Source organism: Bradyrhizobium sp., from assembly GCF_019242285.1.
Lineage (GTDB): Bacteria > Pseudomonadota > Alphaproteobacteria > Rhizobiales > Xanthobacteraceae > Bradyrhizobium.
In genome coordinates, this window is sequence record NZ_JAFAVV010000431.1 from 1 (window position 1) to 13,869 (window position 13,869).

The window sequence follows — 13,869 nt, forward strand, 5'->3', positions numbered from 1 at the left end:
CAGATTTTTCGCATCACCTGCTCGATCGACACCTTGCCGACGGCGCAGCCGACGAACAGGATCGAGCCGACCGGCGGATGGCACAATCCGATGCCGAGATTGAGCAGCATGATCATGCCGAAATGCACCGGATTGACCCCGAAGTTCTGCATCACCGGCAGCAGGATCGGGGTTGCGATCAGGATCGACGGCGCCATGTCGACCAACGTGCCGAGCAGGAGCAGCAGCACGTTGATGAGCAGCAGGATGACGTATTTGTTCGAGGAGATCGACAGGAAGAACGCCGTCATCTTGGCCGGCATCTGCGTCAGCGCCATGATGTAGCCGACTGCGGAGGCGCAGGCGATCAGCGTCATCACCATCGCCACGGTCCGCAGCGTCCGGTGCAAGAGCACCGGCAGGTCGCGCCAGCGATAGTCGCGGTAGATGAACATGGTGACGAAGAACGCCCACAGGCAGGCGACCGCGCCGGCCTCGATCGCGGTGAAGACGCCGCCGAGAATGCCGCCGAGGATGATGACGAGCGTGATCAGGCCCCAGGCCGCGTCGATCGTGATCCGCAGTGCGTCCTTGACTGGCACGCTCTGGCCCTGCGGATGGCCTTCGCGATAGGCGATCACCAGGCACAGGATGACCAGCGAGAAGCCGAGCAGCAGGCCCGGAAACACGCCGGCCATGAACAGCGCGCTGATCGAGATCGTGCCGCCAGTCGCCAGCGAATACAGCACGGCATTGTGGCTGGGCGGCACCAGCAGCGCCTGCACCGACGAGGTGATGGTGAGGTTGGTCGCGAACACGCGGGGATAGCCGGTCCGCTCCATCTGCGGGATCATCACCGAGCCGATCGCCGAGGTGTCGGCCACCGCCGAGCCGGAGATGCCGCTCAGGAACGTCGTGGCCAGCACGTTGACGATCGAAAGCCCGCCGCGCAGCCGCGTGAAACCGACCAGCACGTCGGCGAATGCGACCAGCCGCCGCGCCATGCCGCCTTCCGCCATGATCGCGCCCGCCAGCACGAAGAACGGAATGGTCAGCATCGCGACCTTGCTGACGCCGTCGGAGATTTTCAGCATCAACGCTTCCAGCGGAATTCCGATCCACAGCGCGCCGGCGATCGCGGCTGCCGCCAGCGAATAGGCGATGGGCATGCCGATCAGGAAACACACCACCATGGTGGCGAGCAGAATGAAGATGTCCATGATCCGCCTCTCAATCGAACGGCTCGGCTTCGGGGCCGTGCGTGATGGGATCGGGCGGCAACCCGAGAAAGATGCGCTCGATGATGAAGAGCAGGAGGCAGACGCCACCGACTGGAATCGGCAGATACGTGACGCCGACCGACAGGAACGGGAAATCGCCGATCGTGTTGTGCCAGGTCACCTCGACCAGGCTCTCGCCCCACAGGATCATGAAGACCGCGATCAGCGCCATCAGGAGCTGCACGATCAGATCGAGCAGCTTCCGCCATGGTGGCGGAAGCCGGTCGGCGAAGTAGGAGATGTTCATGTGGAGGTTCAGCCGGTAGGCGGCGGCAGCCCCGATGAACGTCAGCACGATGGTCAACAGGATCGCCATCGGCTCGGGCCATGACGCCGCGCTGTTGAGCACGTAGCGCGTGAACACCGCCCAGGGAATGATCGCCGAGATCAGCACCAGCGCGGTGCCGCCGACGATCACGCAGGCGAGATAGAGAACGTCCATGGTTCGGCGATAGAGCGAGGCCATTGCCAAGACCCTCCGATGGCGACCCAGCGGGCCCCGCTTCACGCGATGCCCTGGATGCGCTTGATCATGTCCTGGTATTTCGGGCCGTACTTGTCCCACACCGGCTTCACCGCATTCTGGAACGGCGTCTTGTCCGCGATCTCGATGATCTCGCAACCGGCCGCCTTGGCCTTGTCCATCGCCTCCTTCTCATATTTGTACCAGCGCTCGCGCTCCTCCATCTGCGCCTCGCGCGCGAGCTTCTTCATCAGGGCCTGGTCGTCGGCGGAAAGCGTGGCCCATGCCTTCTTGGAGAAGGCCAGCACCTCCGGGATGACGAGATGCTCGGTCAGAGAGTAGTATTTCGCAGCGGTATAATGGTTGCTGAAGACGTAGCTCGGAGGGTTGTTCTCGGCGCCGTCGATCACGCCGGTCTGCAACGCACTGAACACCTGATCGTAGCCCATCGCGACGCCGTTGCCGCCGAGCGCGTTCATCATCTCGATGAAGATCGGATTGCCGATGACGCGGATCTTCAGGCCCTTGATGTCGTCGATGGTCTTCACCGGCTTCTTCGAATTGTAGATGCTGCGGGCGCCCGAGTTCATCCAGCACAGCGCGACCAGGCCGGCGCTCGCATTGGCGCTGATCCTGTCGAGCAGCTCCTGGCCAAGGTCGCCATCCATCATCTTCTCAGAATGCGCGATGTTCTTGAACAGGAACGGCATGTTGACGACGTTGACGTCGTCGATGATCGGGCCGAGCGCGCCGGCCGAGACGCGCAGCATCTGGATCGCGCCGATCTGGGTCTGCTCGATGGTCTCCTTCTCGCCGCCGAGCTGCGCGGAAGGATACATCTGCAGCGACAGCCGTCCGTTGGTCGCGGCTTCCAGCTTCTTGCCGAGGCTCTCGACCGCGGCCACGGTCGGGTAGCCGGCTGGCTGCACGTCCGAGGCCTTGAAGACGGCCTTTCCTTGCGCGGAGGCGCTCGAAAGCGGCGGCAGCGTCGCGGTGGCGCCGATCGCGGCGCCCAGCTTGATGAAATCACGGCGTCTCATGGATATCCCTCCGGTGCTTGTTCTGTCTCGGTCCGCTCGCGCGGTCGCTGATGTTCGGAACGCTTGCTACTCTCTTCCCTCGTCGAAAAAATCCGGATTGACGTGCTGGATGGCGGCGATATCGCCCAGCAGCCGCTCGATATGCTTGCGCATCGCGGCGACCGCCACGTCGGGGTCGTGCGCTTCGATCGCGAACAGAATGACCTCGTGCTCTGCGATCACCTGCGCCATCCGTCCCGCCTGCGGCAGGGTCAGCAGGCGGAAGCGGTCGACATTGACCTTCACCTGCAGGATCAGCTTCCAGATGCCGGGATATCCGGCGATCTCGGCAATGGTCGCATGAAACTGCTCGTCGGCCTGGTGGAAGCGGTCGCGATTCCCTGCGACGTCGGCCTCACGCTGTCGCTCCAGGATCGAGCGCAACGCCAGGATCTGGCTCGCCGTGATGAGTTCGGCCGCGAGCCGCGTCGTGGTCTCTTCCAGCGCGCGGCGGATGACAATCGCTTCCGGCAACGCGGCGATCGGAATGCGGGAGACGATGATGCCGGACTGCGGGAAGATCTGGACCAGGCCTTCGTCGGAAAGCTTCAGGATGGCCTCGCGTACCGGGGTCCGGCTCACGCCATAGGACAAAGCGATCTCGGCTTCCGAGATCGCTTCGCCCGGCCGTCGCTGCAGCGAGACCAGCTCGGCACGAAGGTCGGCATGAATCCGCGACGAGGCGGTTGCCGCGCGCGGGCGGGAGCCGCGGCGCACGGTCGCGACCGCCGGCGGCGGCGACGCATCAGTTTTTTTCTTGGCGGCGCGCTGGGCCATAGAGCGTTTCCTGAATTGATATATTAATATATGAATTGATCGAGGCAACCGTTAATTGAGAGGGTGAACGGATTTTCGCGCAGGCAGGGTCTAGGGACCGTTGGCGAAGCCGGCGCGACGGCGCGCTTCGCTGGCCTCCGAACCGCTGAGCAGCTCGATCAGGGTCATCGCGGCCGCCGGGTCGGCGGCGCCGGTGGTAACAGCGGCCGTGTACATGGTCGCAAGGTCGCATCCCGGCGGCAATGGGCCCGACAGATCGACGCCCTCAGTGGCAATGATCTCGGTCGATTGCGTGCAGCCGATCGGGCGTTTCGTGTCAGACGCCGCCAGCGCGCGCATCGCTGTCGCGCCGTTCGGATGGATCTTGAGGCGCGCTGCGACTTCCTCGGCGATGCCGAGTTGGGCCAGCACCTTGGCGACATGAATGCCCGCGGTCGAGGCTTTGGTATCCGGCACGAAGATCGCGTCCGCGGCGAGCAGCGCCGCGCGCAATTCGGCCTCGTTGGCGACCAAGATCTTCGGATCATCGCTGCGCACCGCGAGCGCGGTCTCGACAAGACCAATATCCCTGATCGATCCTGGTGCGACCAGCTTCTCCTCCGCCAACTTGGCCACCAGCGCCGCGGTCAGGATGATGAGATCGGTGGGGGCGCCCTTGCGCAGCTTGTCGGCCATCGCGCCCACAGCGCCGAACTCGCCGGCGATATCGAGGCCCGTCCTGCTCTTGAACGCGGGCGCGAGGCTCGCGACGAGGCCTTGCGCCGCGCCGCCGCTTCGAACGTCGAGATGGCTCATGCGGACGAATCCATTGCCGCGATCAGGCGGTCGCGGGTGATCGGCAGGTCGCGGACCCGCACACCGAGGCAATCGAACACCGCATTGGCGATTGCGGCCGTGACGGGACCATGCGCGGCCTCGCCGGCGCCGACCGGATCGATCTCGGGACGCTGAATCACCTCGACCTCGACCTTCGGCACCTCGCTGAAGCGCAGGATCGGATAATCCGCCCAGTTGGTGCTGGTGATACGTTCGCGGTCGAAGCGCACGCGTTCCTTCAGCACCCAGCTCGTCGCCTGGATCGCGCCACCCTCGATCTGGTTGATGACGCCGTCGGGGTTGATGACTTCGCCGACATCGACCGCGAGCGTCAGCTTTCTGACGCGAATATCCTCGTCGCCCTCGATCTCGGCGACAACAGCGCAATAGGCGCCGGTGTTCTTGTAGCGTCCAAAGCCGACGCCGTAGCCTGTGCCCGTTTTCGCGGCCGGCTTCCAGTTCGCGCGCCTGGCGGCGGCGCGGATCACGTCCCTGGCGCGTTCATCCCCCAGATGCCGCAGCCGGAATGCCACCGGGTCTTCGCCACGCTCGGTGGCAATCTCGTCGAGAAGGGACTCGATCGCAAACACATTGCCCTGGCCGCCGAGCGTGCGCAGCGCGGACGTGCGCACCGGCATTGTCAGGAGTCGATGGCTTTCGATCTTCCACGCCGGGAAATCGTAGAGCGGAACCGAATTCCGGTCCGCGCCACCGCCATTGGCCTGCGGCGGGTTGCCGGAGATCTGGCGCGGGAAGGGGTTGGCGATCTCGGTTGCGGCGAGCAGTGTGGGTTGGGTCCCGCGCCCGGGGCGGGCGGCGTGGCCGTTGCTCCAGATCGAATGCCGCCAGCCGACGATCTCGCTCTCGGCATCGAGATCGGCCTCGATCTCGATCGCCATCGCCGCGCCGAACGGGGCATGCGTCATCTCGTCGGCGCGCGACCATTGCACCCGCACCGGTCGGTCGCCGACGGCCTTGGCGAGTAGCACGGCATCGAGCGCGACGTCATCGGCCGGGTTGTGGCCGTAGCAACCGGCGCCTTCCAGGTGCTCGACCGTGATCTGCTCGACCGGCAGCTTCAGCACCAGCGCGAGATCGGCGCGCAGCAGATAGACGCCCTGGCTGTGGGTCCAGACATGGACGCGATCGCCGTTCCATTGCGCCATGGCGCAGGAGGGGGCGATCGAGGCATGGGCGATGTAGGGGCGAGTGTAGCGTCTTCGCAGCGTTCGCGCGGGGTTGCCCGGCGCCCCCGCGGTTCTGGCGTCGATGATGACGGACTCGAGCGGCTGCGACTTCAGGAACCCGGCCAGATCGCTCTCGTCCGGCAGCGGCTGGCCGACCGACCAGGTCGCGCCCTTGCGCAGGACCATAAGTGCCGCCTCGGCGCCAGCCTCCGTCTCGCAAACCACGCCGGCAAAGCTGCCGTCGCGCACGATCGCGACCAGGCCGGGCAGGGCACGGGTCGCGGCCTCGTTCAGGCCGATCAGTTTCGCCTGCGATATCTCCGGCCGCAGCACGCGGGCATGCAGCATGCCTGGCAGCGTGATGTCATGAATGAAGCGCGGCTGCGCGAACACCTTGTCGGGAATATCGAGCCGTTGTGCGGAATGCCCTGCAAGCGCGCGCATGGCGATCGGCTTCGGCACTGCGCTCGCCGTGGCGTCGCGGTCGAGCGAGATATCTTCCGCCAGCTCCCAGTAGCTGGTCCTGACATTGCCCGGTCCGAAGATCTCACCATCCTTGATGTCAAGGACATCAGCATCGACGCCGAGACGGTCGGAGGCCGCGGCCAGGAAAATCTGCCGGATCTCGGCACAGGCATGCCGGAGCGCGCGTCCCGACTGCTGGATCGAGAGGCTCCCCGAGGTGACGCCCTCGTTCGGGCTCCTCGCGGTCGAGGCGCGCACCATCTGCACGCGGCCGATCTTGACGTCGAGCTCATCCGCGGCGATCTGCGCCAATGCCGTCACAATCCCTTGCCCGATCTCGACCTTGCCGGGCGAGACTGTGACCCGCCCATCGGCGCTGACCTTGATCCAGGACGACAGTTTCGGGTTCGCCGCCAGGCTGACCGGCAGTTGGGGAGCGGCCATGCTCATGCCGCCGCCATCTCGTCGGCCGCGTGCAGGATCGCGCGCACCATGCGGTTGTGCGAGCCGCAGCGGCAGAGATTGCGGTCGAGCGCCCCGCGCACCTCTGCTTCCGAAGGTCGTTTGTTCCGCCGCAACAGCGCGGCGGCGCTGATCAGGACGCCAGCCACGCAATAGCCGCATTGCAAGGCCTGCTCCGCGATGAACGCCCGCTGCAACGGATGCGGGTGCTCCGCCGTTCCCAATCCCTCGAGCGTCGTGACGTCCTTGTCCGCAACCGACCACAGCGGCGCGTCACAGGCGGTGACGGCATGGTCGCCGATCATCACCCGGCAGGCGCCGCATTCGCCGGAGCCACAGCCGAAATGCGGTCCGCTGAGGCCGAGGCGCCCCCGCAGGATGTCGAGCAGGCTGTGGTCTGGATCGGCGTCGATTTCGGTCGGTGCGCCGTTGAGGCGAAAGCGAATGCTCGGCATGAGCGCAGGGGAACCTTACTGTGCCTTGGTGAACTTCTTGGCGACGTCAGCCCATTTCACAATATCGCCGCGCAGGAATTTGTCGAACTCCTCCGGAGACATCGACATCGGAACTGCGCCCTGTTCGGCCCAGAGCTTGTCGACGTCGGGGCGTTTGATCGCGGCGTTCACCGCGCCGTTGAGCTTGTCGATGACCGGTTTCGGCGTGCCGGCCGGCGCCATCAGCCCGAGCCAGATCGTGGCCTCGTAGCCCGCGACGCCGGCCTCGTCCGCGGTCGGCACGTCGCCTAGCACGCTGGAGCGGGTCTTGCCCGTCGTCGCCAGCGCCCGCACCTGGTCCGCGCGAATGTTGGGCGCCATCGTCGTCACCGCATCGATCATCATCTGGACTTGTCCCGAGATCACGCCGGTGCGTGCGTCGCCGCTGTTGCGGTAGGGCACGTGCACGACATCGATGCCTGCCATCGATTTGAACAGCTCGCCGGCCATGTGATACGGGGTGCCCTGACCCGACGACGCATAGTTGAGCTGTCCCGGCTTCGCCTTGGCGAGCACGATGAACTCGGCTAGCGTCTTTGCCGATACCGATGGATTTACGACGATGACGAGGTCGGACGAGTTGACCGGGGCGATCGGCGCGAGGTCGCGCATCAGCTCGTATTTGCGCTGGGGCACCAGCGACTCGTTCGCGGTCTGGGTATTCGACATCATCAGGAGCGTGTAGCCATCCGGTGGTGACTTGGCCGCCTCCAGCGTGCCGATCACACCGCCCGCGCCGGTGCGGTTTTCCACCACGACGGGCTGGCCGAAACTTTCCTGCAGAATGTTGCCCAGAAGGCGCGCAGTGACGTCGGCCGGTCCCCCGGCACCGAACGGAACGAGGATCTTGATCGGCCGGCTGGGGTAGTCGTCGGCAGACGCCGCCGTGCTGGGGAGGAACGCTGCAAAAAGGGCCGTCGCCAGCATCAGCGTAAGCCTCCAGCGATGCATATTTGTCTCTCCCGGAAAATCTTTGTTTGTTGGCAGACCAATCTAGCTGCAACGCAAAGCGACTGTCGACGATAGACTCAGTGCAGTTCCTAGGAATAAAAGATAGGTTGAGGGGTACCCGACTGTCTGAGGTAACGGACCGGCCATGAAGAACCGCAAGATATCGCGTCGCCACGTCCTCAAGGGAGGGGCCGTGCTTGCCGGCGCCGCTCTCTCGACCCGGGTGTTGGCGGCGGCGCCGCCGCCCGAGCCGGTCACGCCGGAGCTGATCGCGGCAGCGACGAAGGAAGGCCAGGTCGCCTACTACACCTCGACCGACCTGCCGGTTGCCGAGAAGGTCGCCAAGGCGTTCGAGGCGAAATATCCCGGCATCGCCGTGCGCGTCGAGCGCACCGGTGCCGAGCGGGTGTTCCAGCGCATCGGCCAGGAATATGCCTCGAACATCCACGCGGTCGACGTGGTCAATTCCTCCGACGCTGCGCATTTCATCGTCTGGAAACGCGATGGCATTCTCGCGCCCTATGTCCCCGAGGACGTCGCGCGCTTTCCGGCGGAGCACCGCGACGTCGACGGCCAGTTCGCGAGCTTCAGGGTCTGGCTCTCGATCATCGCCTACAACACCAATCTCGTGAAGGCGGAGGAAGCGCCGAAGAGCTTCGCCGACCTGCTCGATCCGAAATGGAAGGGCAAGATCGTCAAGGCGCATCCCGGCTACAGCGGCACCATCATGACGGCAACCTATCAGATGCAGCGTGACCTCGGCTGGAGCTTCTTCGAGGGGCTCGCCAAGCAGGGCATCATGCAGGTCCAGTCGTCCGCCGATCCGCCGAAGAAGCTCGACCTCGGGGAGCGCGCGCTGATGGCTGATGGCAACGAGTACAACATCTTCGAGCTCCGGGAGAAGGGCCGCCCGGTCGAGCCCGTCTATGCAACCGAAGGTTCGCCGCTGATCGTCGGCCCGAACGGCATCTTCAAGTCCTCGCCCAATCCCAATGCCGCCAAACTGTTCCAGTCTTTCTGCTTGAGCCGGGAGGCGCAGCAGCTCATCATCGATGTCGGCGGTCTGCGCTCGGTGCATCCGGATACCAAGGACAGACCGGGCCGCACGCCGCTGAAGGACATCAAGGTCATGAAGGATGATCCGGCCGCCGTCGAGAAGGAGAGCGAGTCGATCAAGGCCCGCTACACCAAGATTTTCCATGTGTGATTCCGCATATCATGTCGTCTGGTCTGCCCGATATCTCGGTCGCTGAAGCCCTGGCCCAGAAGATCTCTGCGCTGAAGCCGGGCACTTTGCCCGAAGCGACCACGCGCAAATGCGAGGACCTCCTGATCGACGTGGTCGGCCTCTGCGTCACCGCCCGCAACGAGGATTATGTCGCGAGCGCGCTGCACGGCTGGGACGATGATGGCGTCTGCACCGTGATCGGCCATCGCAAGCGGCTCTCGGCCGCCGGCGCCGCGTTCGTCAACGGCACCGCCGCCCATGGCGAGGATTTCGACGACACCTTCGAGGGCGGCCCGGTCCATGCCGGCGCGGTGATCGTCCCCGCGGTGCTGGCGGCCTGCGAGCGGCACAACCCCGATGGGCGCATGGCCCTGCTGGGGATTGCGGTCGGCACCGAGGTGATGTGCCGGCTGAGCCTGGTCACGCCCAAGGCGGTGCACGCGGCCGGGTTTCACCCGACCGCGATCTTCGGTGCCATGGGTGCGGCCGCGGGCGTCAGCGCCGCGCTCGGGCTCGACTCGCTCACGATCGTGGACGCACTTGGGCTTGCCGGCAGCATGGCGTCCGGAATCATCGAGTACCTCGCCGAAGGCGCCTGGACCAAGCGGTTGCACGCGGGCTGGGCGTCGCAATCGGGCCTGCGCGCCGCACTGCTGGCGCGCGAGGGCTTCATCGGGCCGCGCACCGTGTTCGAGGGCACGCATGGGTTGTACAATGGCTTTGCGCGCACGACCGACGGCGACTACGAGGCGCTGGTCGGCGATTTCGGCAGCCGCTGGGTCACCGACACCCTGGCCTTCAAGCCCTATCCCTGCGGAACCATGGCCCAGCCCTATATCGATTGCGCGCGGCGGCTGGCGGCGCGCGGCGTGCATCCGGAGGAGGTCGCCGAGATCGTCTGCGAGGTGGCCGAGGGCACCGTGCACCGGTTGTGGGAGCCGCTTGCCGACAAGCAGCGGCCGCCCAACGGCTATGCCGCCAAGTTCGCGGTGCCCTATCTGCTCGCCACCGGTTTCGTTAACGGCGGGGTCGGACTCAGCGCCTTCACCGACGAGGCGATCAGCGACGAGCGGGTGCTGGAGCTGGCGGACAAGGTGAAGTTCGAGATCGATCCCGAAAATCCCTATCCCAACATCTATACCGGGCACCTCCGCGCCACCATGATCGACGGCACCGTCATCGAGGAGCGCCAGCCGCATCTGCGCGGCGGGATCCAGGAGCCGCTGACCCGGCAGGACGTCGTCGACAAGTTCATTCTCAACACCGAATATGGCGGCTGGTCGAAGCTGCAGAGCGTGGCTGCACTGAAGCTGATCGCCGGGCTGTTCTATGAACGCATCGACATCTCGATCATGCGCGGCTAGCCGGACATGACTGACACCAGCGAGCTGACCGGCAAGGTTGCCATGGTCACCGGCGCCGGCCGCAATATCGGTCGCGCGATTGCGCTCACCCTGGCTGAAGGCGGCGCCGCGGTGCTGGTCAATGCGCGCAGCAACCGCGCCGAGGCGGAGGCGGTCGCCCGCGAGATCGAAGAGGCCGGCAGCCGGGCGGCGATCCATCTCGGCGACGTCGCCGACGCCCGCGCAGTGCAGGCCATGGCGGACATGGCGCTCGATCGCTTCGGTCGCATCGACATCCTCGTCAACAACGCAGCGCTGCGGCGCGAGCGATCCTTCGCCGAGATGGACTACGCCGAGTGGCGCGAGATCCTCGACGTCACCCTCGACGGCGCCTTTCACTGCACCAAGGCCTGCCATGCTGCGCTGCGGCAAAGCGGGGCGGGAACCGTGGTCAATATCGGTGGTCTGAGCGCTCATTCCGGCGCGGCCAACCGCGCCCATGTCGTGACGGCGAAAGCCGGGCTGGTCGGCTTCACCCGGGCGCTGGCCAATGATCTCGCTGCCGACGGCATCACCGTCAATTGCGTGGTTCCGGGCCTGATCGGCACACCGCGCGAGCGGGGCAGGCCGGAACCGGCGCATCATCTGACCCATCGCACCCTCACCGGCGCGCGCGGCAAGCCGGAGGACGTCGCCGCCATCGTCCGGTTCCTGTGCGGCCCGTCCGCGCGCCATGTCACGGGCCAGGCGATCCACGCCAATGGGGGCGCCTATTTCGGCGGGTAGCGCATGGGGAGTGCCGGATAAATGCGCTCGGCCGGCATGGTTTTTGATGTTAGCCTTTCCGTCATGAACCAGCACGCCAAGGTCGACATCCGCAACTCCACCTGCCCGCATGATTGCCCGTCGGCCTGCGCGCTCGACATCGAGGTGATCGAGGGTCGCAGCATCGGCCGGGTTCGCGGCTCCAAGAAGCAGACCTACACGGCCGGCGTCGTCTGCGCCAAGGTTGCCCGCTACGCCGAGCGCATCCATCATCCCGAGCGGCTGATGCATCCGCTGCGCCGGACGGGCCCGAAGGGCTCCGGCCAGTTCGCGCAGATTTCCTGGGACGAGGCGCTGGACGAGATCACCGACCGCTTCAACGCCGCCGAGCGCGACTTCGGCGCGGCATCGATCTGGCCGCACTACTACGCCGGCACCATGGGGCTGGTGATGCGTGACGGCATCAACCGGCTGACCCATGTGAAGAAATACTCCCGCTTCTACTCCACGGTCTGCGCCAACATCGCCCGCGTCGGCTTCGCGATCGGCACCGGCAAGATCACCGGCGTCGATCCGCGCGAGATGGGCGTCTCCGACCTCATCGTGATCTGGGGCACCAACCCCGTGAACACCCAGGTCAACGTGATGACCCATGCCTCCCGCGCCAAGAAGGAGCGCGGCGCGAGGATCGCGGCGGTCGACATCTACAACAACGACACCATGAAGCAGGCGGACATCAAGATCATCCTGCGGCCGGGCACCGACGGCGCCTTCGCCTGCGGCGTGATGCATGTGCTGTTCCGCGACGGCCTCGCCGACCGCGCCTATATGGAGAGATACACGGACTGCCCGGCCGAGTTCGAGGCGCATCTTGCGACCCGCACCCCGGAATGGGCGTCGGCGATCTGTGGTGTCAGCACAGCCGATATCGAGGCGTTCGCCCATGCCGTCGGCACGACCGAGCGCACCTTCTTCCGCCTCGGCTACGGTTTTACCCGCAGCCGCAATGGTGCGGCGCAGATGCACGCGGCGCTGTGCATTCCGGCGGTGACCGGCGCCTGGCAATATGAAGGCGGCGGCGCATTCTTCAACAACGCCTCGATCTGGCGCTTCAACGAGGCCATCATCGAGGGCCATGACGCGCTCGACCCCAATGTGCGGGCGCTCGACCAGTCCAAGATCGGCCGCATCCTGACCGGCGACGCGGAGGCGCTGCAGGGCGGCGGCCCGGTCAAGGCGATGCTGATCCAGAACACCAATCCGATGACGATCGCGCCCGAGCAGAACCTGGTGCGCAGGGGTTTTGCCCGCGAGGACCTGTTCGTCGCCGTGCACGAGCAGTTCATGACCGAGACGGCGCAGATGGCGGACATCGTGCTGCCCGCGACCATGTTCATGGAGCATGACGACGTCTATTACGGCGGCGGCCATCAATATATCTCCGTCGGGCCGAAGCTGATCGATCCGCCCGGCGAATGCCGCTCCAATCACGAGGTGCTGCAGGCGCTGGCGCAGCGGCTCGGCGCCAAGCATCCCGGCTTCGAGATGACCCCGCGCGAACTGATCGACGCGACACTGAAGCTCTCCGGCCATGGCGACATCGCTGGTCTTGAAGCCGACATCTGGCGCGACCTGCAGCCGGACTTCCGCGCCTCGCATTATCTCGACGGCTTTGCTCATGCCGACCGGAAATTCCATTTCAAGGCCGACTGGGCGCATCCGCCGTTCGGCACGGTGATGGGCGCCGTGGACCAGATGCCGGCGCTGCCGGACCACTGGACCATCATCGAGGAGGCGGACGAGGCGCATCCGTTCCGGCTCGCCACCAGCCCGTCGCGCAGCTTCCTCAACACCACCTTCAACGAAACGCCGTCGTCGCAGGCGCGCGAAGGCAGGGCGTCGGTGATGATCCATCCGCGCGACGCGGGCACGCTCGGCATTGCCGACGGTGACGCCGTGACGCTCGGCAACGTCAGAGGCGAGACCACGCTGATCGCGCGCCTGTTCGACGGCGTCCAGCGCGGCGTGCTGATTGCGGAATCGGTGCATCCGAACCGTGACCATATCGGCGGCCGCGGCATCAACACGCTGACCGGCGCCGAAGCCGTGGCGCCGATCGGCGGCGCCGCCTTCCACGACAACAAGGTCTGGCTGAAGCGGGCGGTGGCCGGCTGACGAGCTCGGGTTGATCCGTTGCGGCATCGGAGGTGAGCTCCTCTCCCCGTCCTTGCGGGGAGAGGCAGGGTGAGGGGCTGTTTCCAAGAGCACAGTCTGCGGAGCGGCCCCTCACCCGGCGCTTCGCGCCGACCTCTCCCCGCAAGTGCGGGGCGAGGCTAACCCGTGGCAACCGATCGATCAGATAGTCCGCACCGCGATCGGCCTTGCAGGCGACCGTGTCCCGTCGCAAATGCTTCTTCGGGGGAGCACGACGAACAGGCAGGCAGCGACATGACCGACGACAGCGTCATCCTCGAGAAGCGCGGGCAGGCGTATTGGATCACCATCAACCGGCCGGACAAGCGCAATGCGCTGAACGCGGCCGTGATCGCCGGCATCGCCAAGGGCTACCGCGCCGCGCAT

At 65.7% G+C, this 13,869-nt stretch carries 12 protein-coding genes and 1 pseudogene; 5 read left to right on the forward strand and 8 right to left on the reverse strand.

All coding sequences use genetic code 11. From position 1 onward, the window contains the following. The 8 genes from JOY90_RS16855 to JOY90_RS16890 all read right to left on the reverse strand — a co-directional run. Positions 1-1,199 (reverse strand): TRAP transporter large permease (locus JOY90_RS16855; protein ID WP_291692251.1); only part of this gene is annotated, 1,199 nt, incomplete at its 3' end. 10 nt (positions 1,200-1,209) lie between these two features. Continuing rightward, entirely contained in the window at positions 1,210-1,725 is a 516-nt protein-coding gene (locus JOY90_RS16860; protein ID WP_291692252.1) for a TRAP transporter small permease, read from the reverse strand. Between the two features lie 38 nt (positions 1,726-1,763). Continuing rightward, positions 1,764-2,762, reverse strand: coding sequence for a TRAP transporter substrate-binding protein (gene dctP / locus JOY90_RS16865; protein ID WP_291692253.1), 999 nt, complete (start codon positions 2,760-2,762; stop codon positions 1,764-1,766). A 66-nt stretch (positions 2,763-2,828) separates the two neighbouring features. Further along, complete coding sequence (locus JOY90_RS16870; protein WP_291692262.1) at positions 2,829-3,518, reverse strand: GntR family transcriptional regulator; 690 nt, start codon at positions 3,516-3,518, stop codon at positions 2,829-2,831. Between the two features lie 150 nt (positions 3,519-3,668). Continuing rightward, complete coding sequence (locus tag JOY90_RS16875) at positions 3,669-4,373, reverse strand: substrate-binding domain-containing protein (protein WP_291692254.1); 705 nt, start codon at positions 4,371-4,373, stop codon at positions 3,669-3,671. Then, positions 4,370-6,496: a molybdopterin cofactor-binding domain-containing protein gene (locus tag JOY90_RS16880; RefSeq protein WP_291692255.1), complete on the reverse strand. Its 2,127-nt coding sequence runs from the start codon at positions 6,494-6,496 to the stop codon at positions 4,370-4,372. Before JOY90_RS16880 ends, JOY90_RS16875 begins: the two co-directional genes overlap by 4 nt. After that, the gene (locus JOY90_RS16885; RefSeq protein WP_291692256.1) at positions 6,493-6,963 is read right to left on the reverse strand and encodes a (2Fe-2S)-binding protein; all 471 of its coding nucleotides are present in this window, start codon (positions 6,961-6,963) and stop codon (positions 6,493-6,495) included. Before JOY90_RS16885 ends, JOY90_RS16880 begins: the two co-directional genes overlap by 4 nt. A 15-nt stretch (positions 6,964-6,978) precedes the next feature. After that, positions 6,979-7,929 carry a tripartite tricarboxylate transporter substrate binding protein gene (locus JOY90_RS16890; protein ID WP_291692257.1) on the reverse strand — a complete coding sequence of 317 codons (951 nt, stop codon included), beginning with the start codon at positions 7,927-7,929 and terminating at the stop codon, positions 6,979-6,981. Positions 7,930-8,098: 169 nt separating this feature from the next. Here JOY90_RS16890 and JOY90_RS16895 point away from each other — a divergent pair, with 169 nt between their 5' ends. The 5 genes and pseudogenes from JOY90_RS16895 to JOY90_RS16915 form a co-directional block, all read left to right on the forward strand. Then, positions 8,099-9,160 carry a substrate-binding domain-containing protein gene (locus JOY90_RS16895; RefSeq protein ID WP_291692258.1) on the forward strand — a complete coding sequence of 354 codons (1,062 nt, stop codon included), beginning with the start codon at positions 8,099-8,101 and terminating at the stop codon, positions 9,158-9,160. An 11-nt stretch (positions 9,161-9,171) separates the two neighbouring features. Next, the gene (locus JOY90_RS16900) at positions 9,172-10,545 is read left to right on the forward strand and encodes an MmgE/PrpD family protein (protein ID WP_291692259.1); all 1,374 of its coding nucleotides are present in this window, start codon (positions 9,172-9,174) and stop codon (positions 10,543-10,545) included. Positions 10,546-10,551: 6 nt separating this feature from the next. Beyond that, positions 10,552-11,310 carry an SDR family oxidoreductase gene (locus JOY90_RS16905; RefSeq protein ID WP_291692260.1) on the forward strand — a complete coding sequence of 253 codons (759 nt, stop codon included), beginning with the start codon at positions 10,552-10,554 and terminating at the stop codon, positions 11,308-11,310. 63 nt (positions 11,311-11,373) lie between these two features. After that, positions 11,374-13,464, forward strand: coding sequence for a molybdopterin oxidoreductase family protein (locus tag JOY90_RS16910; protein WP_291692261.1), 2,091 nt, complete (start codon positions 11,374-11,376; stop codon positions 13,462-13,464). 273 nt (positions 13,465-13,737) lie between these two features. Continuing rightward, positions 13,738-13,869 (forward strand): annotated as a pseudogene (locus JOY90_RS16915) (enoyl-CoA hydratase/isomerase family protein); the annotation flags it as partial.